General features: G+C 70.6%; 20 protein-coding genes. 10 read left to right on the forward strand and 10 right to left on the reverse strand.

Annotated elements, in window-relative coordinates; genetic code table 11:
- Positions 1-46: 46 nt before the first annotated feature.
- Positions 47-1,693: an L-lactate permease gene (locus AB0C30_RS48585; RefSeq protein ID WP_357957228.1), complete on the reverse strand. Its 1,647-nt coding sequence runs from the start codon at positions 1,691-1,693 to the stop codon at positions 47-49.
- Between the two features lie 87 nt (positions 1,694-1,780).
- Between AB0C30_RS48585 and kduI the strand changes: the two genes are divergently transcribed.
- The 3 genes from kduI to AB0C30_RS48600 are packed head-to-tail and all read left to right on the forward strand — an operon-like array spanning position 1,781 to position 4,104.
- Entirely contained in the window at positions 1,781-2,587 is an 807-nt protein-coding gene (gene kduI, locus AB0C30_RS48590) for a 5-dehydro-4-deoxy-D-glucuronate isomerase (protein WP_357957230.1), read from the forward strand.
- Positions 2,588-2,590: 3 nt separating this feature from the next.
- Positions 2,591-3,322, forward strand: coding sequence for an SDR family oxidoreductase (locus AB0C30_RS48595; RefSeq protein WP_357957232.1), 732 nt, complete (start codon positions 2,591-2,593; stop codon positions 3,320-3,322).
- A 14-nt stretch (positions 3,323-3,336) separates the two neighbouring features.
- On the forward strand, positions 3,337-4,104 hold the full coding sequence (locus AB0C30_RS48600) for an IclR family transcriptional regulator (RefSeq protein ID WP_357957234.1): 768 nt from the start codon (positions 3,337-3,339) through the stop codon (positions 4,102-4,104).
- 14 nt (positions 4,105-4,118) lie between these two features.
- On the opposite strand, the gene AB0C30_RS48605 is transcribed toward AB0C30_RS48600, so the two are convergent.
- The 3 genes from AB0C30_RS48605 to fxlM are packed head-to-tail and all read right to left on the reverse strand — an operon-like array spanning position 4,119 to position 6,373.
- Positions 4,119-4,595 carry a DUF6653 family protein gene (locus AB0C30_RS48605; RefSeq protein WP_357957236.1) on the reverse strand — a complete coding sequence of 159 codons (477 nt, stop codon included), beginning with the start codon at positions 4,593-4,595 and terminating at the stop codon, positions 4,119-4,121.
- Positions 4,592-5,188, reverse strand: a complete 597-nt coding sequence (locus AB0C30_RS48610) for a TetR/AcrR family transcriptional regulator (protein WP_357957238.1) — start codon at positions 5,186-5,188, stop codon at positions 4,592-4,594. Before AB0C30_RS48610 ends, AB0C30_RS48605 begins: the two co-directional genes overlap by 4 nt.
- A gap of 27 nt (positions 5,189-5,215) precedes the next feature.
- Entirely contained in the window at positions 5,216-6,373 is a 1,158-nt protein-coding gene (gene fxlM / locus AB0C30_RS48615; RefSeq protein ID WP_357957240.1) for a methyltransferase, FxLD system, read from the reverse strand.
- Positions 6,374-6,496: 123 nt separating this feature from the next.
- Here fxlM and AB0C30_RS48620 point away from each other — a divergent pair, with 123 nt between their 5' ends.
- Positions 6,497-6,784, forward strand: coding sequence for an iron-sulfur cluster biosynthesis family protein (locus AB0C30_RS48620; RefSeq protein ID WP_357957242.1), 288 nt, complete (start codon positions 6,497-6,499; stop codon positions 6,782-6,784).
- 115 nt (positions 6,785-6,899) lie between these two features.
- Here the strand turns inward: AB0C30_RS48620 and AB0C30_RS48625 are convergent, their stop codons facing one another.
- Positions 6,900-7,880 (reverse strand): acetylxylan esterase, encoded by a 981-nt coding sequence (locus AB0C30_RS48625; protein ID WP_357957244.1) that lies wholly within the window; start codon positions 7,878-7,880, stop codon positions 6,900-6,902.
- A 159-nt stretch (positions 7,881-8,039) separates the two neighbouring features.
- Here AB0C30_RS48625 and AB0C30_RS48630 point away from each other — a divergent pair, with 159 nt between their 5' ends.
- The 3 genes from AB0C30_RS48630 to AB0C30_RS48640 all read left to right on the forward strand — a co-directional run bounded on the left by AB0C30_RS48630 (position 8,040) and on the right by AB0C30_RS48640 (position 11,446).
- Positions 8,040-9,803 (forward strand): glycoside hydrolase family 75 protein, encoded by a 1,764-nt coding sequence (locus AB0C30_RS48630; RefSeq protein ID WP_357957245.1) that lies wholly within the window; start codon positions 8,040-8,042, stop codon positions 9,801-9,803.
- 29 nt (positions 9,804-9,832) lie between these two features.
- Complete coding sequence (locus AB0C30_RS48635) at positions 9,833-10,111, forward strand: hypothetical protein (RefSeq protein ID WP_357957247.1); 279 nt, start codon at positions 9,833-9,835, stop codon at positions 10,109-10,111.
- Between the two features lie 105 nt (positions 10,112-10,216).
- Positions 10,217-11,446, forward strand: coding sequence for an alpha/beta fold hydrolase (locus AB0C30_RS48640; RefSeq protein ID WP_357957249.1), 1,230 nt, complete (start codon positions 10,217-10,219; stop codon positions 11,444-11,446).
- Positions 11,447-11,450: 4 nt separating this feature from the next.
- Here the strand turns inward: AB0C30_RS48640 and AB0C30_RS48645 are convergent, their stop codons facing one another.
- The 3 genes from AB0C30_RS48645 to AB0C30_RS48655 all read right to left on the reverse strand — a co-directional run bounded on the left by AB0C30_RS48645 (position 11,451) and on the right by AB0C30_RS48655 (position 16,991).
- Complete coding sequence (locus AB0C30_RS48645) at positions 11,451-15,440, reverse strand: hypothetical protein (protein ID WP_357957251.1); 3,990 nt, start codon at positions 15,438-15,440, stop codon at positions 11,451-11,453.
- Positions 15,441-15,834: 394 nt separating this feature from the next.
- Entirely contained in the window at positions 15,835-16,686 is an 852-nt protein-coding gene (locus AB0C30_RS48650; RefSeq protein WP_357957253.1) for a hypothetical protein, read from the reverse strand.
- A gap of 62 nt (positions 16,687-16,748) precedes the next feature.
- The gene (locus AB0C30_RS48655; RefSeq protein ID WP_357957255.1) at positions 16,749-16,991 is read right to left on the reverse strand and encodes a hypothetical protein; all 243 of its coding nucleotides are present in this window, start codon (positions 16,989-16,991) and stop codon (positions 16,749-16,751) included.
- 217 nt (positions 16,992-17,208) lie between these two features.
- Between AB0C30_RS48655 and AB0C30_RS48660 the strand changes: the two genes are divergently transcribed.
- Positions 17,209-17,751 (forward strand): GNAT family N-acetyltransferase, encoded by a 543-nt coding sequence (locus AB0C30_RS48660; protein WP_357957381.1) that lies wholly within the window; start codon positions 17,209-17,211, stop codon positions 17,749-17,751.
- 120 nt (positions 17,752-17,871) lie between these two features.
- A complete protein-coding gene (locus AB0C30_RS48665; protein ID WP_357957257.1) occupies positions 17,872-19,278 on the forward strand; it encodes an APC family permease in 1,407 nt (468 codons plus the stop codon).
- Between the two features lie 92 nt (positions 19,279-19,370).
- Here AB0C30_RS48665 and AB0C30_RS48670 read toward each other — a convergent pair whose 3' ends face one another.
- Entirely contained in the window at positions 19,371-19,787 is a 417-nt protein-coding gene (locus tag AB0C30_RS48670; protein ID WP_357957259.1) for a hypothetical protein, read from the reverse strand.
- A 474-nt stretch (positions 19,788-20,261) separates the two neighbouring features.
- Between AB0C30_RS48670 and AB0C30_RS48675 the strand changes: the two genes are divergently transcribed.
- On the forward strand, positions 20,262-21,569 hold the full coding sequence (locus AB0C30_RS48675) for an aspartyl protease family protein (protein WP_357957261.1): 1,308 nt from the start codon (positions 20,262-20,264) through the stop codon (positions 21,567-21,569).
- Here AB0C30_RS48675 and AB0C30_RS48680 read toward each other — a convergent pair whose 3' ends face one another.
- Complete coding sequence (locus AB0C30_RS48680) at positions 21,570-21,764, reverse strand: hypothetical protein (protein ID WP_357957263.1); 195 nt, start codon at positions 21,762-21,764, stop codon at positions 21,570-21,572.
- Positions 21,765-21,777 lie beyond the last annotated feature (13 nt).

Here is a 21,777-nt window from a genome sequence, read left to right on the forward strand (position 1 = left end):
GTACCAGCCGGACGTACCGGCGGGGCCATAGCCGACCCACCCGGTGTCAGGGCACCATCCAGCCCAGCACCGGCGTCGACTGCAGGAACACCAGCACGCAGAGGATGAGCAGCAGCACGGCGCTCCAGCCGACCACCCGGCGGAACAGGTTGCCCTCCTCCCCCACCAGGCCGACCGCGGCCGTGCCGATGGCCAGGTTCTGGGGCGAGATCATCTTGCCCATGACGCCGCCGGCGCTGTTGGCCGCGCCGAAGAGCTCCGGCGGGATGTTCAGCTGGCCCGCCGCGGTGGTCTGGAGCTTGGCGAACAGGGCGTTGGCGCCCGCGTCCGTACCGGTGATCGCGACGCCGAACCAGCCGACGAGCGGTGACAGGAAGGCGAAGAACGCGCCCGCGCCCGCCAGGAACAGCCCGAGCGTCTGGATCTGCCCCGAGAACTGCATGACGAAGGCCAGGGCGAAGACCGACAGGATGGTGACGATGGCCCAGCCGAACTGCCGGATCGTGGCCCCGTAGGTGGCCAGCGCCGAGGCCGGGCTGATCCGCAGCACGAGGAGCGTGAGCAGCCCGGAGACGAACAGCAGCGTCCCCGGGTGCGCGGCCCACGGCAGCTCGTAGACGACGGGCACGGCCTTGCCCGCCGGGTTCACCATGTCGAACCCGGGCCAGGCGGGCTTGACGGTGAAGCCGGCGAGGTAGGTCTTGATCGCGGGGATCTGCGCGATGGAGAACAGCGCGATGATGATCGCGTACGGGGCGAAGGCCGCGATCTTGTCGCCGGTGGTGTCGCCGCCGGGGCGGCCGTGGGTGCGGACGAACGCCGGATCGTCCACGGACCCGCCCGCGATCGGCGTCGGGCTCGGCGTGAACCCGACCGTCTCGGCCGGCTTCCAGATCTTGCCGAACGCGACCAGCACGATCGCCGAGACCAGGGCCGCCGCGATGTCCGTGAGCAGGTAGTTGACCTGGGACATCAGGATCTGCGTGACACCGAAGCTGAGCCCGGCGACCAGCGCGGCGGGCCACGCCTGGCGCAGGCCGCGCCGCCCGTCGGCGACGAAGATCAGGATGAACGGCACGAGCAGCGCGATGAACGCGGTCTGCCGGCCCGCCATCGCGCCGAACGGCTCGGGCGGCAGCTCGGTGACGCTGCCCAGGATGGTGATCGGGTTGCCCATGCCGCCGAAGGCGACGGGCGCGGTGTTGGCGATGAGCGCGATGACCGCGGCGCGCATCGGCTCGAAGCCGAGGGCGATGAGCATGACCGCGCAGATGGCGATCGGTGAGCCGCCGCCGGCCAGGGCCTCGATGAGCGCGCCGAAGGAGAACGCGATGACGATGGCGGTGATCCGCTTGTCGTCGCTGATGCCCTGAAAGGCCCGGCGCAGCACCGCGAAGTGGCCGCTGCGCTCGGTCATCTTGTAGATCCAGATGGCGTTGAAGGTGATCCACAGGATCAGCAGCACCGCCCTGGCCGCGCCGTACAGGGCGGAGTCGAGCGCCTGGGTGACCGGCATGCCGTACGCGAAGGGCAGGATCGCGATCAGGAAGCCGACGACCAGGCCGGAGATGCCCGCCCAGTGCGCCTTCCACTTGAAGACGCCCAGCAGCACCAGCACCGCGAGCAGGGGCAGGGCGGCCAGAAGGGCGGACAACCATAGGGAGCCGGTGGGGTTGAAGTTCTGCTGGTACACCGCGCGCCTCCGGGGGTAGGCGTTCCATTGGATAGAACAGTGTTCCGTGTCTAGGATCGTAGGACGCCGAACAACCGGAGGGAAGAGATGGAAATACGGCATGCCACCGCTCCCGACCAGATCCGCCATTTCGGCACCGCGGAACTCCGCGCCCGTTACCTCGTCGAGGGCCTGTTCGGGCCGGAGGTGGACGGTGTCTACACCCACCAGGACCGGATGGTCGTCGCCGGGGTCAGGCCGAGCGGGAAGGCCCGGCTGGGGGCGTTCGACCCGCTGCGGTCGGAGCACTTCCTGGAGCGCCGCGAGCTGGGTGTGATCAACATCGGGGAGCCGGGCACCGTGGAGGTCGACGGCGTGCCGTACGAGCTGGACCCCAAGGACTGCCTGTACGTCGGCAGGGGCGCGCGCGAGGTGACGTTCGAGCGCGGCACGTTCTACCTGGTCTCCGCCCCGGCGCACGAGACGTTCCCGACCACGCACGCGCGGCTGAAGGACGTTGATCCGGTACGGCTCGGCGGCGCCGACGGCTCCAACGACCGGACCATCTACAAGTACATCCACCTCGACGGCATCCGCAGCTGCCAGCTCGTCATGGGCGTGACCGTGCTGGAGCCCGGCAGCATGTGGAACACCATGCCGTGCCACACCCACGACCGCCGCACGGAGGTCTACCTGTACTTCGACCTGCCGCGCGAGGAGCGCGTCGTGCACCTGATGGGCCGCCCCGACGAGACCCGCAACCTGATCGTGGCCAACGAGCAGGCGGTGATCTCGCCGAGCTGGTCGGTGCACTGCGGGTTCGGCACGCGCAGCTACGCGTTCGTGTGGGCGATGGCCGGGGAGAACCAGGCGTTCGACGACATGGACCAGGTCGCGATCACGGAGATGCGGTGACGGATGGAGCTGTTCTCGCTCACCGGCCGGACGGCACTGGTCACCGGGGCGCGGTCGGGGATCGGCCGGGCCATCGCGGTCGGCCTCGCGCGGGCCGGGGCCGACCTCATCCTGCACGGCCATCGCGACGACCTCGACGAGACCGAGCGCCAGGTGAAGCCGCTCGGCGCAGACGTACGCAAGCTCGTGCTCGACCTGGGCGACCCGGCCGCGATCAGGCCCGCGCTGGAGCCGGTGCTGGCCCAGGGCGAGGTGGACATCCTGGTCAACAACGCGGGCACGATCAGCCGGGGCTCGACCAGCCTGGACGACTGGCGGCGGGTGATGGCCGTCGACGTGGACGCCGTGTACGTGCTCAGCCAGGCGCTGCTGGAGCACGGCGCCACGAAGGTCATCTCGATCGCGTCGCTGCTGTCGTTCCAGGGCGGGATCAACGTGGCGTCCTACGCGGCGGCCAAGCACGCGGTGGCCGGGCTGACCAAGGCGCTGTCCAACGAGTGGGCGCCACGGGGCGCCCAGGTCAACGCCATCGCCCCCGGCTACATCGCCACCGACGTCACCACGGCCCTGCGGGAGGACTCGGGGCGCGAGCGGGAGATCAGGGCGCGGATCCCGGCCGGGCGCTGGGGCGAGCCCGCGGACCTGGAGGGGGCGGCCGTGTTCCTCGCCTCGCGCGCCTCCGACTACGTCACCGGCCACGTGCTCGTCGTGGACGGCGGCTGGCTGGCCCGCTGAGTATGCTTGATCGGGTGGAACCCAGGCCGAGCACCGCCATCGACAAGGCGCTTTGGGTGCTGGAGGCCCTCGCCGAGCACGAGAGCGTCACCAAGATCGCGACGGCCACGGGTCTGCCCAAGTCGACGACCCACCGCATCCTGCAGTCGCTGGCCGAGCACGGTTTCGCCCGGCCCGACGGCGGCGGCGGCTACCTGCCGGGTCCCAAGATCCTCACGCTGGCCGGCCGGATGCTGGCCCGCTTCGATCCCGTACGCCAGGCCTCTCCGGTGCTGCAGCGCCTGCACGACCAGACCGGCTACACCGTGCACCTGGCCGTGCTCAACGGCGACGAGGCCGTCTACGCCGCCAAGCTGGAGGGCCGCAAACCCTACCAGATGCCCTCGCGCGTCGGCATGTCGCTGTGGCTGCACACCAGCGCGATCGGCAAGGCGATGCTCGCGGCCATGTCCGACGACGAGGTGGCGGGCATCGCCACCCGCACCGGGCTGACCAGGCGCACACCCGCCACGATCACCACGCAGGCCGCGCTCCGCCGCCACCTGGCCCGGATACGGGAGTGCGGCTTCGCGATCGACGACGAGGAGAACGAGGCGGGCATCCGCTGCGTCGCCGCGGCCGTCTTCGACCACATGGGGCACGTGGTGGCCGGGGTGAGCATCTCGACACTGACCCACGAGCTGTCGGTGGCGGACGCCGAGGAGCTCGGGCCGCTGGTCGCGGCCACCGCGCACGAGGTCTCCCGCACCCTGGGCGCCCCGATGGAGCTGCCAACCGGTTAAAGGCTGCCAACCGGTTAAGCGGCCTTGTGGCGCTCGTACAGCTGGCCGAGGCGGTCGATGCGCCAGAGCTGGCCGAGCACGACCAGCGTCGCGCCGAAGACGGCGGGCCACACCTCCAGCGCGACCAGTCCCCACGCCAGCAGCGCGAACCCGGCCAGCCCCACGGCGATGAGCAGGCGCTGCACCTTGCGATGATCGCCGGCCACGAGCGACCGGTTCTGGAACCACATCTTCTCGCCGTAGATGCCCTTGGCCGTCCAGCTCGTCGGCTGCTCGATCGCCGGGAAGGCGTGCGGGTTGACGATCAGCCAGACGACGACCAGGGCCACCGGCACCAGGGACCACCAGCCGATCCACGTCCTGCTCCAGATGGCCAGCATCATCAGCGGGATCGCGGCGAACCTGGTCCAGACGCTCCACGGGTTGGCGTGCCGCTTCCACGCCTCGTCGGTCATGCCCGCGGCCCGCGCGTATCTGTTCAGCACGCTCATGCGATGAGCCCCCTTGCCAGCGCGTTGATGGTGGCGTCGAGCACCTGCTCGAAGTCGGGTCCGTATCTGTCGCGGTTGATCACCAGCAGGCCCGCGGTGCGCAGCACGCCCATCAGCACCTCCGGCGGGACGTCCGCGACGATGACGCCGGCGCTCTGCCCCTGGGCGAGGTAGTCGATCAGCGGCGTCATCAGATGCGGGGTGACCCGGGCGAGCTCCTCGGGGCCGACCCGGCGGGCCACCGCCTCGAGCTCGTCGGGGCGGGTGAGCAGCCGCCGGTAGAACGGGTCGGTGGTGAGCGCCTCGATCATGCTCCGCATGAGCCCGGCCAGCGCTTCCACGCTGGGCGGCCGGTCGAGCGCGGCGGCCAGCAGCTTGCCCATCAGCGGCGCCCGGCGGACCATGACCTCCTTGTAGAGCTCCTCCTTCGACTCGAAGAACGCGTAGAAACTGCCTTTCGCGATGCCCGAGGGGGCGACCAGCTCGTCGAGCGAGGTCTTCTTCAGCCCCTGGGCGGCGAAGAGCTCTTCGGCGGTGTCGAGCAGCCGGGCGGTGATGCGCGCCCGGTCGTCCGCCGTGAACGCCACGGCCATCTATGCCCCTATGACTACTCTGGATATTCAGTCATAGCTTAGCACCAGGCTGGTGTTCCGCTTGGCGATGACGGCCGCGCCCTCCGGCGCCGGGCCGGGGTAGGCGTCGATGCGCAGGTCGCAGGCTTCCGGGCGGCCCGCCGCGTCCCACGCCTGGACGTGCGCGATCAGCTCCGCCGCCAGCGCCGCCCCGCCGGGCCCGTACCCGCGGGCGCGCAGCTCCTCCTCGGCCGCCAGTACGGCCAGACCGTCCCCGCTGACGATGCCCACCGTCATGCCATAGCCCTGGGTGGTCACCGGGGCCCACCGCAGCCGCCCGGTCAACGACCCCCAGCGGGGCTCGTGCAGCGCCAGCCACAGGCCCACCCCGCCGCCCATCAGCGACAGGCGGGGCAGCGGCGCCACACCGTCGACGGCCACCTCGGCGAAAGGCTCGTCCAGCATCGCCAGGACATCGCCCACCTCGCGCGCCTCGGGCAGCGTGAGCACCAGATCGGCATCGCCGTCCAGCATCAGCGTGACCTCGGGCCCGGCGGAGGGGCCGCGCATGCGCATGAAGCCGCAGGGCTCCACCGACCGGCTGGACCAGTGGTCGCCGGCGTGCTCCATGGCCACGGACACCTGCACGCCGCGCAGGTCGAGCGGCACCACGAGCCGGCCGCCGGGCGCCAGTTGCTCCAGCCAGGCCGGGGCCAGGTCCCACACGCCGACGGTGGCGATCACCCGGTCGTACGGCGCCTCCGCGGGGAAGCCGGCCGCGCCGTCGGCGCACTCGACGGTCACCTCGGGATAGGCGGCGGCGTCGAGATGCAGCCGCGCCGCCGCGACCACGTCGGCGTCGATGTCGACGCTGACCACCCGTCCCTCGGGCCCGGCCAGGTGCGCGAGCAGGGCGGCGTTGTAGCCGGTGCCCGCGCCGATCTCCAGCACCCGGTGGCCGGGCCGGACGTCGAGCTGGTCGAGCATGATGCCCATGATCGCGGGCTGCGAGGAGGAGCTGATCGGCCTGCCCTCCTCATCGCGTTTGGTGACGATGGGCTCGTCCCGGTAGGCGGCCTCCGGGTCGAAGTCCGGCAGGAACCGATGCCTCGGGACCAGCCGGAACGCCTCCGCGACCCGCTCGCTCACCTCCCCGCGCTCGAGCAGCTGGGCGACCATGGCCTCGCGGTACTCGTCGAACTCCATACCCGACATGATTCCCGCGAGCGGGCAAGAATGCCTGGCAAAGATTTCGAGTCAGAAGGTTTGACCGGCTGAATGGGGGAAGGGCAGGCAGTTCATGTACGTCGATCGTGAGGAGGAGCCGTAGTGCTCACCCTGACAAACAACGCAGCCCAGGCGATTCGCGACTTGACCGCGTCCGCGCCCGAGCCTGCGCAGAGCGGCATCCGCATCTCGTCCCAGGGCGAGGGCTCGAGCTCGCTGACCCTGTCCCTGGCCACCGCGCCGGAGCCGGCCGACGAAGTCGTCGAGGCGGAGGGCGCGCGGGTGTATCTCGACCCGGTGGCCGCGACCGTGCTGGAGGACAAGTCTCTGGACGCGGGAGCGGACGACCAGGGCTCTGTGTCCTTCCTGGTGACCGACCAGCCCGTCTAGATGGGCCTTATCGGCTTGGCGAGCGGCCGGGCCGACTGAAACACGGACCACCGCCGGTCCGGTACGTACCTTTCGTCGGGCCGTACCGGACCAGTGGTTCGTCAGGCTGTACCGGTCAGGCGCCGGCGAGCAGCTTGTGCAGGTAGCGGATCTGCTCCTCGTTCTGGAAGCCGCCGCCGCCCTCGTGGCCGTTCCACGGCCAGACGCTGATCTCCTTCGGCCCACGCCAGTGGTTGTAGGCGGCGAAGACCGTGGACGGCGGGCAGATCTGGTCCATGAGCGCCACCGAGTAGAGCGCGGGCACCTGCCCGCGGGCGGCGAAGTTCACGCCGTCGAAGTACGACAGCGTGCGGAACACCTGGTCGGCGCTCTCCCGCCGGCTGGACAGGAACCGGACGATCTCCTGGTACGGATCCCGGTCGGTGATTTCCACGGCCCGGCGGAAGTGCGTCAGGAACGGCACGTCGATGAGCGCCGCCTTGATCGCCGGATGCAGCGCGGCGGTCGCCTGCGCGATGCCGCCACCCTGGCTGCCGCCCGAGGCGACGATCCGCGAGGCGTCCACGGCCGGGTGCGCGGCGGCCACGTCGACCGCGCGGACCGCGTCGGTGAAGACCCGCCGGTAGTAGTACTGGTCGGGGTCGAGGATGCCGCGGGTCATCATGCCGGGGGCCTGGGCGTGGTCGCCACCGTACGGGTCGCCGGTCACACCGGGGCTGCCCGGGCTGGCGCCGCCGTGACCCCGGGTCTCCATCACGAACACCGCGTAACCCGCGGCGGGCCAGGTCAGGTGGTGATGCGGGAAACCGCGGCCGCCGCTGTAGCCGATGTAGTGCATCACACACGGCACCGGCCCCTCCACACCGCGCGGCACGAGGAACCAGCCATTGATCCGATGTCCGCCCCAGCCCGCGAAGGAGACGTCGTACACGTCGACCGAGGCGAGTGGCAAGTCGTAGGGAGTGAACTCGGCAGCCGAGTCAAACTCGCGTGCTTCCGCGAGCGTGCGCGTCCAGAAGTCGTCGAAATCGGCGGGCTCATCACGGTCGGGGAGGTAGGAACGGAGCTGCTCAAGCGGCAGGTCGAACAGGGCCACGTAGGTCTCCAGCCTTCGTAGAGGGTGGAGCTATTTCATAGCATCTGTTGGCGTTCACGCTATTTGGGCCCCTCTACGGGGTTGACTGCGCTTTGACGGAGTGGTCCCATCTCCAGTTGTTAGGAAGCCTTCCTAACGAATTCGGCAGAAGGGCCAGCCGTGCACTCTCCAGCTCGGGCTCGCTTACGCTTACGCCCGCTGATCCTGCTCCCCCTCCTCACCCTCCTGGCCGCCACCCTGACCGCTCTGCCCGCGCGGGCGGCCACGGTCCGCTACGAGGCCGAGAACGCCACCGTCGTCCAGGGCGTCGTCGAGGCCAACCACACCGGCTTCTCCGGCACCGGCTTCGTCAACGGCGACAACGTCGTGGGCCCGTACACCGAGTGGACGGTCAACGCCCCCGCGGCCGGCACCGCGACGCTGGCCATCCGCTACTCCAACGGCACCACCTCGGCGCGCACCGCGGACGTCTCGGTGAACGGCACGGTCGTCTCGGCCGGCCGCTCCTTCGGCACCACCGCCAACTGGAACACCTGGGCCACCTCCACGCTCACCGCGACGCTGAACGCGGGCGACAACACGATCCGCGTCACCTCGACGAACGCGGGCGGCAACCCGAACCTCGACTACCTCGAGGCCACGGTCGCCGACGCGCCCGCCAGCGAGTACCAGGCGGAGGCGGCCACCCTGTCGGAGGCCAGCGTGGCGACCAACCACACCGGCTACACCGGCACCGGCTTCGTCGACTACGTCAACGCCGTCGGCGGGTACATCGAGTGGAGCGTCAGCGTGGCCGACGCGGGCACCCACACCCTGACCTTCCGCTACGCCAACGGCACCACGGCCACCCGGCCGATGGACATCGCGGTCAACGGCACCGTGGCCGCCGCCGGAGTGAACTTCGCCGGCACCGGCAACTGGGACACCTGGGCCGACGGCCAGGTCACCGTCACCCTGAACGCCGGCGTCAACACCATCCGCGCGACCGGCACCTCCGCCAACGGCGGCCCGAACGTGGACCGGCTGTCGGTCAGCGGCTCCGGCGGCCCGGACGGCCAGGCGCCGAGCGTGCCCGCCAGCCCCCGCGTGACCGGCACCTCGGCCAGCAGCATCTCGCTGGCCTGGAACGACTCCACGGACAACGTCGGCGTGACCGGCTACAAGGTCTACGAGGGCACCACCGTCGTGGCCACCTCACCGACGGCCAGCGCCACGATCAGCGGCCTGACCTCCGGCTCCACCCACAGCTACACGGTCACCGCCGTCGACTCGGCGGGCAACGAGTCGGGCCACAGCGCCACGGTCACCGGCACCGCCACCGGCGGCACCACCGGGCCCACGGCCGACCAGCTGCTGGCCAAGGTCACGGCGTGCAGCCAGATCTCCAACGGCAAGTACAAGACCGACTCCGACGTCAGCACGGCGACGGTGGCGGTGTGCGAGAAGACCGGCGCGGTGTTCTGGAAGGGAGACATGGACATCGACTGCGACGGCGTACGCACGACGCAGTGCAACGAGGACACCGACTGCTGCTTCCAGAACGAGACGTTCTGCCAGACCAGCTCCGGCGGGCCGCTCAACGCCGCGCAGCTCGCCTACATGGTGGTGCCCAGCGCCAGCAGCATCTGGGACTACCGGACCAAGGGCATCGGCTGCGGGACGGTGGTGGCGATCGTCTACAACGGCCAAGTGGAGTACGCCGTCATGGGTGATACCGGACCGACGGGCATCATCGGTGAGGCGTCCTACCGTACGGCCGCCGACCTGGGCATCAATCCCGACCCGAGCAACGGCGGCACCGACAGCGGCGTCACGTACATCGTGTTCACCGGCTCGGGCACCAAGGTCTCGACCATCGAGAACCACACCCAGGCCACCAACCTGGGCAGGACGCTCGCCCAGCAGTTCCTCAACAACAACTGAAACCGCGCGGCCGGGGTAGAGGCGTCCGGGTGAACTATCACGTGATCAGGATCCCGGAAACCCACCTCTCCCCCGGCCTCATCCTCGACGCGCCGGCCGATCCGGTCGACTTCCTGCTGGTGTTCGGCGACGACGACGCGGAGTCGCGGGCGCGGCTCCTGACCGACGACACCGGGCGGCCGGTGCTCCGGGTGGGCGGGTACGTGACCGGCCGGGGCACCGTCGTGCAGGAGCGGCTGTGGACGGTGCGGGAGATGGCGCCACGCGACGGCCACCTCCGGCTCCGCCTGGGCGACTCGCTCACCTGACCTGGACCACTCGCCGCCCTCCTGGCCTGCGACCTGGGCCAGGAACATGGGGCGCCGTTGGCGGTTTCGGTCGCCCGTACGGGTGGTTTGGGCTAGTTTCGCCCTGTGCGTGCTCTAGCCAGACGGGCCGGTCGGCTGCTGACCGGGCTCGCGATCCTGGCGCTCTCGCCGATCGCGGGCCTGGCGGCGCTGGCCGGCATGGCGACGATCGGCGCCCCGCCGGACGTCTTCGCCATCACGGGGCTCGCGGTGTTCGCGTCGGTGTTCTTCCTCGGCCTGCTGCTGTGCGTGCCGAGACCGCGCCCGGTCTGGGGGCGCTGGCTGCGGGCCCTGGCCATCCTGTCGGTGGAGGCCGCCGTGGTCTGGCAGGTCACGGCCGCCACCCTGCACGCCCCGCCGGACGCGTCCGCGCCGCCGCCCGCCGTGGCCGGGCAGCGAGAATGGCGTCTGGCGACGGGCTCCGAGCTGGCCTACGTACGGCTGACGCCCAAGCGGGCCACGCGGCCGGATCCGGTGGTCTTCCTGCACGGCGGGCCGGGCACGGCCGACCTGGCGGGCGACTCGGCGTTCCTGGCCGGGCTGAGCGCCGACGGCTACACCGTGTACGCCTACGACCAGCTGGGCGCGGGCCGGTCCGCGCGGCTGACGGACCCGCGAGGGTACGGCCTGCCTCGCGACGTGGCCGACCTGGAGGCGATACGGCAGGAGATCGGCGCCCGGCGGCTGATCCTGATCGGCCACGACTACGGCGCCCGGCTGGCCGCCGCCTACCTGGCGGAGCACCCGGACCAGGTGGCCAAGGCCGTCCTCACCTCCCCGGCCCCGCTCGACGGCCAGGAGGCCGCCTCCCCCTTGCCGCTCAACCCCTCGGCGACACCCGTCGGCCCTCCGGAGACGACCTCCCCCTTGGCCTCGGAGGCGGCCTCCCTCCTCGGCCTCAGCCGCCCGCCGTCGCCGCGGCTCCTCACGGTCTACACGCTCCTGCGGGCCGACCCCCAGGCCGCGCACGCCTTCGCCGGAGACCGCGAGGTGGAGGCCGCCTACGGCAGCGGCTACGCCGGCCTGGCCCAGCGCGCCGCCCCGGACGGCCTGCGCCGGGGCCTGGCGGCCTCGACCGCGCCCGCCCTGATCGTCAAGGGCGTCCACGACCGGCGGACCTGGTCGGCCGCCGCCGACTACCGCACTGCCCTCCCCCGGGCCGAGCTCGCCTACGTGGCGACCGGCTCGTACCGGGGCAAGCCTTACCTGAACGTCCTGCGCGCCTTCCTGGCCGGCCGGCCGGTGCGGACCTACGACGGCGGGGGCCCGCCACCCGGCTACCTGGGCCCCCGCTGACGGCTCAGGTTTTGGGGGTGCCCGTGGCGCAACGCCCGACCTTGGTCCCCGCCACCTTCCACTCGGCGCCGGGGAACGGGGACATGAAGTGCGTCAGCAGGTCCACCGCGTAGTCGGGCACCTGGCCGCCGGGGTCGAGCAGCGACACCATCTGCGGGCCGTCCGCGCCGCGCAGCGTGATCGAGTTCGTGCCGTTCGCGGCGAAGCCCGGCTTGGCATCGACGGTCAGGCAGGCCAGCTGCACGCCCACCGCGCTGATCGCCTGCTTGGCGCCGATGCGGCGCATCCGCTGGTCGTAGCGGCGCAGGGCGAGCGAGGTCACCGGGCCGATGCGGACCGTGTCGCGGAAGATGTCGTTGCCGAGCTTGCGGCTCAGCTTGACGTTCACGTTGACGTCGGGGCGCAGGCTGACCCCGCTCGCGGCGAGGGCGAGGCGCTCGTAGTTCCCCTCGAAGCCGGGGGCGATGTAGCCCAGCGCGGGCGGCGCCTTCATCCCGAACGGGATCTTGCCCGGTCTGATCCGCAGCCACGCCATGCGGCGGATGTCCAGCGACAGGTCCTTGATCGTGCTCTTGCCGAGCCCGAAGTCGCCGCCGACCTGGTAGGAGAGGAAGCCGGTGGTGTACGGGATCTCCTTGCTGACCGCGATGCGCTGCCGCGCGACCGGGTCGACGGTCAGCCCGCCGCGCACCTGGACCCGTCCTGTCGGCACCGGCCGGGACACCAGGTCGAGCGACTGGTCCGGGTTCAGCCGTACGGTGGTGTCGGCGGCCAGGTCGGTGACGTCGAGCGACACGTCGCCGAGCCGCCCCGTCCGGTCGATCAGCCCGCCTTCCACGCCGAGGTGGCCGTCGAGCGTGTTGACGCCGCCCAGCGCCTTGTAGGTGAGCGTGGGCACGCGCAGGTTCGCGCCGGAGGCGTCCGCGTCCACGCCGAATCGGGCCGGCACGTCGCCGAAGCGCAGCTCGCCGGTGCCCGCCCCGTCCACGGTGACCTTCGCGCTGAGGCGCTTGACGGCTGCGGAGTTCGTGACGCGGATGCGGGTCTGCGCGCCATAGCTGCCCTGTACGGCGACGGCGGCCGGGACCGGGTCGATGGCCACGTGACCGCGCAGGGTGCCCGCCTCGGCCAGCAGGTCGAGCGAGCCCAGCGTCGCGGCGGGCTCAATCCGGTAGTTCGCCTGTACGGCGTTGCCCTGCGTCACGTCGAACGGGCCGACGGACATGCTGGTGATCTTGGAGGGCAGTCCGGTGAGCGTGGCCCGCGCCTTGATCGGCACCGGCGCCAGGATCGTACTGGCCAGGTAGACGCCCAGTGAGCGGCGCTTGGGCGTGAATCCGGCGAACGTGAACGTCTTCTTCGCCAGATCCACCGTGACCTGGTCCGGCAGGCCGGACACGTCGAGGTAGCCCTGGACGCCGAAGCAGCCGCGCTCCGTACAGAAGGCGCCCTGCCCGCACCCGGCGGACCCGGCGACGCAGCCGCCGTCCACCAGCGAGATGCCGCCGGGCACGGCCGGTGCGGCCGCCATGTTCTTGAGCGCGCCCGCCTTGCCGAGCCAAGCGCGGGCCGTCACATCGAGCCGGGACCCCGAGTACGTGAGCGCGCCCCCGGCCGCCGAGACCGCCAGGCGGCCGGGCAGCGGGCCGAGCCTGCCGAGCAGGCCGAAGCGCAGGTCGCCCCGGGTGACGTCGGTGTCGAGGGCGAGGGTCTGCCGGGCCGCCTTGAAGTCGGCCGTGAAGCCCTGGTCCCCCGGGCTGAATTCGACCGTGCGCAGGCCCTTGACCCGCACGCTCGCGTCGAGGTCGCCGGTGGCCTCGTCGTAGTGGGCCGACAGATGCGGACCGGCGGGCACCTTGGCGCCGTCGTGGTTGGCGAACGCCACGGCCGCCGAGCCGACCGGGCCCGACAGCCCGCGGAAGCGGTAGGCCGCGCCGCTCCAGGAGGCGTCGAAGCGGGCGGGCACGCCGCTCACCTCGGCGGCGGCGGTGATGTAGCGGCCCTGTACGTTCGCGCGGGCCAGCGCGGAGACCGAGCGCACCGGGCCGTCCGAGGTCCAGGTCAGGGTCTTGGCGGCGGTGTCGGCCACCAGCTGGACGTGCTTGCGCACCCCCGACACCTCGGCCTGGACGTCCTCGCCCTGGGGCTTGGTGACGTACGCCTTGTTGGCGTAGATGCGCGCCTTGCCCAGTGTGGAAGAGGAGGCGATGTCGACCGTCGAGCGCTCCCCCAGCTCCCAGCCGGCCTTGACGTCGTCGTGCACGCCCTGGATGGTGCCGTCGATCGTGGGCCCCGACCGGGTGTCGGTGTAGGCCGCCCTGATCTTGTCGATCACGCCGCTGGCCTGGTAGACGGCCTTGCGCGCGGCCGGGTCGAGGGTCACGTCGACCTTGGCGGGCGTGTTGGAGATCTCCAGCCTGGCCAGGCGGGTGCCGTCGATGCTGGCCGCGCCGAGGAAGGACCGGCCGCTGGCGCCGACCTCCAGCTGGGCGTGGGGGGCGGCGCCGTACGTGACGTCGAATCCGGACAGGCCGGTCAGCAGCCCGGACACGCCTACGGCGTCACCGTTCTTGATCATCGTGACGTGACTGCCGCGCGGGCTGGAGACGGCGCCTCCGTCGCGCTGCAGCACGACCGCGAACCTGCCGATCTTCGAGCTGGTGGTGTGCGTCACGCGGTGCTCGGCCAGGTCGTTCACCAGGCGTACCTTGGCGGGCAGCCCGCTGAGCTCGGCCCGCAGGACGGTCTTGGCGGCGGCCCGGTCGAAGTAGAGCAGCTTGGCCGACCCGGCCCGCGGGTGGCCCGAGTCGACGGTCAGGATCTGCTTGCCGTTCGTGGCGGTGTAGGCGGCGGTCATGGACGGCGGTGCGCCGCGCACCTCGACGCTCGCCGCCCGGGCGAGAGCGCCGTCGGCGTAGACGTAGTTGTACAACTCGGCGTGGCGGATCGAGGTCGTGCTGCTGAAGCGGAGCCGGGCGCCGTCCTTGTCCCGGGTCAGCCCGATCTTGGCCTTGGTCGGCATCTTGTCCAGCGTCGCCTTGGTGTAGCGACTGCCGCTGACGGCCAGCGCTTCCAGCTTGGCGGCGGCCGAACTGGTGACGTCCAGGGCGGTCGAGTCGAGGTCCACGTCGACCGCGAGCTTCTCGGTGGCGGGCGTCTGCCGCAGGCTCACCACGCTGCGGCCGGTCAGCCCGGCCACGATCGCGGCAGAGGCTCCGGGATCGGTACGGTCGACGCTCGCCTTCACCCGCTTGCCCGTGAGGTCGACGGTGAAGGTGCCCCAGTCGGCGCCGGACAGCGACGCGCCTCGGTGCAGCCCGTCGAAACCGACCGACACCCGGCCGTCGTACTCCGCCCAGACCTGCGCCTTGAGGTTCGTCTCGGCGCCGGGCAGCCGCCTGACCGCGAAGCCGAGCCCGACGGAGGAGTCCTTGGGACTGGCCGTGGGCACCAGGTCGGCGGCCAGATCCGGCATGCTGTCCCCGGTCACGTCGGCGGCGGCGGGCACGCCCACCGGGCGGGTGACCGAGCAGGAGACCGGTACGGCCTCGCTCTCCACACAGAGCCGGTAGGTCAGCGCGGAGACGACCTTCTGGGCAGCGAGCCGGTCGAACAGCCCGGCGACCGGGTTCTTCACCGCCAGCGTGGCCGCCTGACCGGTGTCGGGCAGCAGCCGCTTGGGATCGGGCCGCGACGCGCCGACGCGCTTGGCCGCCTCGGCGGTGATCTCGTTGACGAGCGCCGGGCCGGCGGGCGTCGTCACCTCCGGCGCCTGCGGGCCGACGGCCTCCGAGCCCGCGTCCCTGCGGGCCGGCGACGCCTCCATCGGCACGTTCACGGCCGCGGGCGCCGGCTGCCGTACGGCGGGCACCGGGCGGATCTTGGGCTTGGCCACCTGTTCGTCCTGCGGCCGTTCTTTGCTGTACGGCCGTTCGTACGACGGCGCTGCCGCGTGCGCGGTGACGGGCACGACCGCCAGAGTCGCGCTGATCATGGAAGCGGAAACGAGCACGCGCCCCAGGGCGTGCCATGGATACCGCACGGAACAGTTACCCCCGAAGCGGTCTCAATCATCCCATCAGAAACATAAGTCACGAGACGACCACACTTCATCACTCACCGTCAAATCGGATCCGACATGGGACCCCAACCTCGGCAAATGTCCGGACGGATGTTCTGGCACGACCTGGCATAACCGGAAAAACGGGCGAGTGGGGAAGGAAAGCGGCCAGGGCGACGAAGGCCCGCTCACGCGCTATTCGGTGAGCGGGCCGTTCGGGGAGTAGACCGTTCGGGGAGCGGGGCGTTCGAGGAGTAGGTCGTTCGGGGAGTAGGTCGTTCGGTGAGCGGGCTGTGCGGGGAGCGGGCCGGTGCCGGTTACGGGCGGCTCAGGGACGCCTGAACCCGGTGATCTCGCGGCCCCCGATGGTGGTCGGCCGGCTGGCGTCGGCCATCCGGTACCAGGCGAGCGCTCCCGCGGCCACCGCCGGCGCGAACTGCGCGCAGGAAAGGATCACCATGGCCAGCCGCGTGCCGAGGAACTCGGTGACGGGGCGCAAGGCGGGGTTGATCCGGGCCGCGATTCCGGCGCCCGCGATGGCGCCCAGGCTGACGGCGGAGAATGCCAGCGCGATCTGGTGGATACGGTCGAGGTCCTGGACCGTATCGGACAGCGCGGCGGACAGCCGGCGTGTTCTCTCGGTCAGATGGTTGCCCGCGGCGATGAACTCGACCAGCCTCAGATCGGCGGAGTCCTTGGCGAGCCCGTCCCAGGACGCGGCGATGGCCTCCCGGACGGCCCGGGTGTCGTGTCCGAAGATCTGTCCGCAGTCGTAGGCGATGTTGTCCCAGCCCGAGATCGCGCGGTCGAGGTTCTCGTCCGAAGGCACGACCATGGAGACCCAGGCGAGTCCGGCGGCCGCCGCCGTATAGCAGAACGCCTTCGCGTACGTCAGGTTCCTCAGCGTGGCCTGGCTCCGCTCGGCGATCTTCGACAGCCTCTCTCTACGGAGCTCAGGACTGGACCGGAAGGCGTTCCGCACCCAGGCCTCGTCATTAGCCGCACGGAGCAGTGCCTGCTCCTTCTCGAACGCCACGCTGAGCCGGGACACCAAGCCCATCGCCGCGACGCTCGCACCACCGGTGAACGACCACGGAAAGGGCGTGTCCAAACTATAGGGATCATGGTCGTAGTAGGGTTCGGGAACGTCGGTGGGCTTCGCCTCCTGGGATTCGGCCACGGCGGCGAGCACCGTGCGGGCGTTCTCGCTCTCAGCCGTGCTGTAGCCGTCCTCGGTCTTCTTCAGCAGGCCGCCAGGGTTGTGGCCTCGTTTTTACCGTGGCGGAACTCCTGCTTGAGGTCTTCCCAGGTGTTCATGTACTCGTGCCGGGCAGGCCACTCACACGCCGCGCTCAGGGCGAACATGCCGAGCGAGACCTCATTTCCCGCGTGATATTTCGAGCCCAGATCTTCCGCCGCCGCTTCCAGGCTCATCTTCGCGTTCGCGAAGCCGCCCTTCTCGAAGGCGAATCCGTCACGAGCCATGTGATCATCCCATCGCGTAGCGGCTTCATCGCAACTGTGATCACACGCTATCGGTTCGGGGGAGTTCCGCTCGGACGGCGCGGTGGCCGTCGTCGCAGCCGTCCGCGGCCGAGATGTAGACCTGGCCTGCTGCGCCGCCTCCGAGCAGGCGGGCCTCAAACACCCGGAAAACCGGTCGAGGGACCGCGGCCCCGGTGGCTAGCGTATGCGCGTGCACATGTACCTGGAGACCGATCGCCTGACCCTGCGCCGCTTCACCGAGGCCGACGCCGAGCGCCTCGTCGAGCTGCACAACGACCCCGAGGTGATGCGATACCTCAACGGCGGGAAGGCCACCCCGCGCGAGGTGATCGTCGGCGAGACGCTGCCCGTCTTCATCAGCAGTGGCCACTTCTTCGCCGCCGTCGAGCGGGAGACGGGCGAGTTCCTGGGCTGGTTCCACCTGCGGCCCCCCAAGGACGGCCCCGAGGACGAGCTCGAACTGGGCTACCGGCTGCACAAGTCGTGCTGGGGCAAGGGCTACGCGACGGAGGGCTCGCGGGCCCTCATCGACAAGGCGTTCGCCGAGCTGGGCACCCGCCGGATCTTCGCCCAGACGATGACGGTGAACCGCGGCTCCCGGCGGGTGATGGAGAAGTGCGGGCTGCGCTTCGTACGGACGTTCTTCCAGGACTGGCCGGACGTCATCGACGGCTCCGACCAGGGCGAGGTGGAGTACGAACTGCTCAGATCAGACTGGGCGGCCCGCCCGAAGCGCTAGGCCCGTGATGGGGGCATCTCCAGCGTGGCGTCGCCGGCTCCGCCGTGGGCCGGAGTATCCGCGGGCCGGGTGGGGTACGTGATCACCTACTACAGCGGCCGCACGATAAGGAATCCCCCTGTGGCACACACCAGTCCACCCGGCCATCTCGCGACGAACAGCGGCGAGCAGCCCAGCCTGAAGCAGGTGATGGGCCCGGGGCTGTTGCTGCTGTTCATCATCGGCGACATTCTCGGAACCGGCATCTACGCGCTGACCGGCCAGGTCGCGGGCGAGGTGGGTGGCGCCGCCTGGCTGCCCTTCGCCATCGCCTTCTTCGTCGCGTTGATCACGGCGTGCTCGTACCTGGAGCTGGTCACCAAATATCCGCAGGCCGCCGGGGCCGCGCTCTACGTGCACAAGGCGTTCGGCACGCACATCCTGACCTTCATGGTGTGCTTCGCCGTGATGTGCTCCGGCATCACCTCAGCCTCCGCCGCCTCGCGGGCCTTCGCCGCGAACCTCAGCACCGGATTCGGGCTCGACGCCGGCAACGGCGTCATCCTGATGATCGCTCTGGGTTTCATGCTCCTGGTCCTGGCGGTCAACCTGCGCGGCGTCGGCGAGAGCGTCAAGATCAACGTTGTGCTCACCGCGATCGAGCTCTCGGGACTGCTGCTCGTCATCGTGATCAGCCTGTACTTCATCTCCGGCGGGAACGCGGACTTCTCCCGCGTAGTCGCCTTCGAGACCCCCGAGGACAAGAGCGTGTTCCTGGCGGTCAGCGCCGCCACCTCGCTGGCGTTCTTCGCGATGGTCGGGTTCGAGGACTCGGTCAACATGGCGGAGGAGACGAAGAACCCGGCCCGGATCTTCCCCCGCATGATGCTCACCGGTCTCGGGATCACGGGTCTGATCTACGTGCTCGTCTCCATCTGCGCCGTCGCCGTGGTCCCCGTCGGAAAGCTCGCCGACAGCGAGACCCCGCTGTCGCTGGTGGTGCAGACCGCGGCCCCCGGCTTCCCGATCGCCGACCTGCTGCCGTTCATCTCGATGTTCGCCGTCGCCAACTCGGCGCTGATCAACATGCTGATGGCCAGCCGGCTGCTCTACGGGCTGGGCAGGCAGGGCGTGCTGCCGGCCTTCCTGTCGAAGGTGCACCCCACGCGCCGCACGCCGCAGGCGGCGATCCTGTTCACCACCGCCATCGCGGGCGGTCTCATCACCTTCGTCTCGCTGGACCCGGAGAGCCCGGTCGTGGCCCTGCTGGGCGGGACGACGTCGCTGCTCCTGCTCGCGGTGTTCGCGCTCGTCAACCTGTCCGTGCTCGTCCTGCGCAAGGACCGGGTGCCCGAGAAGCACTTCAAGGCGGGCCGAATCCTGCCCGTGGTGGGCACGTTCACGTGCCTCTACCTGGTGCTGCCATGGTCCTCCGGGCGTCCGGCCGGCCAGTACCAGATCGCGGGTGTACTGCTGGCGATCGGCCTGGTCCTGTGGATCGTCACCTGGTACGTCCGGCAAAAGGAAAGCGTGAACCGGTCCGCGTGATCTGAACCGGTCGGCCAACGGATCGCCGAGGCTCCCTTTCGCCGTGGCAGCCTCCTGGCCGTTCATCGGGCGTACGGCGCACCTTGCCGCTATCAGGTCCGCCCACCGGGGCGTGGTCGTCGCCGGACCGCCGTGTACGGCACACGCGGCGACCACTGCCCGCCGTCACCGCGCACCATCACATACGCGGTGAGCGGCGGCGCGAACGAACTGCCACCGCACAGCACCCGCCCCGTGTCGAGCGAGTAACTGCCGGACGGTCCGTTGCCGCCCGCCTGCGCCGTGGTACGGCCCTGCCACAGCACCCGGTCATCCGAGGCGCGCTTGACCTGGACGGTGACCTGGGTACCCGGCGTCAGGTAGTAGCCGCGGACGGCCACGGTATGGTCCGGCCCCTCGTTGGTGGTGGAGCAGCTTTCACCGTCGCAGGAGGGCCCGCTGCCGGCGTGGTTGCGCTTCACCATGATGACCCAGGCCAGCCTGCGGGCCGCCATGGCCTCCTCCACCATCTCTCCTTCGGAGGTGATCGCCCCGGCGCCGCGGAGCGCGGTAACGAACGGCGGTACCGACGTGGTGGTGTGGGTGGACGCCGAGACGGGGGCGGATCGTCACCGGTTACTCCTCCGCGTTGGCGCGCCCGGTGCGCTGGGGCAGGACGCCGAGTCCGACGCGCAGGCTTTTCGGGGCTGGCCGGCTGTCACCTCCCGGTCATACACCTACGCCCCCGCCTACCTGCGCGACCGTTTCACCGGCACGCACATGGTGCACCCTGCAGCCCGAACAGCGCAGCATCGACCGGCTCGCCACCTTCGCCTGGCTCACCGGCGGGGTGGCCGCGGTCGCCGACGTCCTCGACGGGGAGGCGGCCGAGCCCGCCCGGTCGCGGCCGTGACACGACCATGACACGGCGCGCACGAGGTGAGGACACCGCTGGCCGACAGTGGAGGGCGTTCCGGCGATGTGATCACGAAAGGGAGAAGGCGTTGGCTGACGACGGAGGATGGGACAGGCGTTCGGTGTTGCGGGGCGCCGCGGTGCTGGCCGGCGCGGCAGCGACAGCTCCGCTGCTGGGCGGGGCGGCCACGGCGCTGGCCGCCGGCGGTGACGCGGACGCGCTGTTCAAGGCCGGGAAGTTCGAGCAGGCCGCCCGCGCGTACGAGGAGATTCTGAAAGCGGACCCGAAGAACCTGCACGCGGCCCGGCAGCGCGGCTACGTGGCGCTGCTGTCCAACCGGTTCCCCGAGGCCGAGAAGTACTTCAAGCTGGCCCTCACGCTGGCCCCCGACGACAAGGAGACCAACTCCTACCTGGGCGACTGCTACATCCGGCAGGACAAACTAGCCCTCTCCGCACCGCACTGGAAGGCGGCCGGCGAGGACGGCTACGCCAAGTGGTTCGCGGCGGTCAGCGGCGAGGCGTACCAGGTCCATGGCGACTCCGCGCAGCTGCCGATCCAGCAGATGGACCCGATCCCGCTGGTGGAGGGCTCGGTCAACGGCGGGCCGGCCAAACGCTTCATGTTCTATACCGGAGCCCCGAATCTGAGCCTGCGGGGGTCGGTGGCCAAGGAGGCCGGGCTGAACCCCGTCGCCAGCCAGAAGGTCGAGTACGAGAACGGCACCGTCTGGGCGTACTACGGCGTGCTGGAATCCCTCAAGCTGGGCGGCATCGAGCTGCGCAACGTCCCCGTGGGCTGGTCGACGACGGAGTCGGGCGAGGACGTCGGCACCGACAGCGACGGGCTGATCGGCACGTGGGTCTTCTACCACCTGCTGACCACCTTCGACTACGCGGGCCGGTCGCTGATCCTGCGCCGCAGAACCGCCGAAGCGGCCAGGAAGGCGCGCGCGGGCGCCAAGGCCCTGCCGCTGTGGCTGGCCCGTGAGCAGTACCTGCACAGCGTGGGCAGCTTCACCGGCAGTACCGGCTCCCGCACCGGGGTGGTGGGCGTGAACTTCGGCGGGACCAGCGAGATCGCCGCCGGCCTGCGCGGGAAGACAGGCGAGGAGCTGGGGATCCGCGCCGACTACGACCGCGAGATCGGCACCTTCGGCAGCAGCCACCCGGCCGTCGTCTACCCCTGCTACCCGAAGGAGGTCCGCCTCGGCGACGCCGTCGCCAAGGAGGTCTACTGCTACACGAACCCGAACTCGGCGATCAACGTGCCGTGGCCGTTCGGGACGGGGTTCGACGCGATGGGCTGGTTCTCCCACTGCTTCTGGAAGCCCTACAACATCACCGTCGACTTCACCGACATGAAGCTCTACCTCGCCCGCGGCAAGGCCACCTGATCACCGCCCCGGGCCGAGCCAGGTCGTGAGGGCCGCCCGGAGCGCGTCCAGATCCGTCCGGCCGTTTCGGGCGACCCAGGCGACGTACCCGTCGGGGCGGATGAGGACGGCCCGCCCACCACGGACCGCGGAACCTGGACTTTCGACGACACCGGCCGCGTCCCGGCGCTCCTCGCCCTGGTCCTTGGCCCACAAGATCTCTCAGTGG

It is taken from the genome of Nonomuraea sp. NPDC048901 (genome assembly GCF_040649695.1).
Classification (GTDB): Bacteria; Actinomycetota; Actinomycetes; order Streptosporangiales; family Streptosporangiaceae; genus Nonomuraea.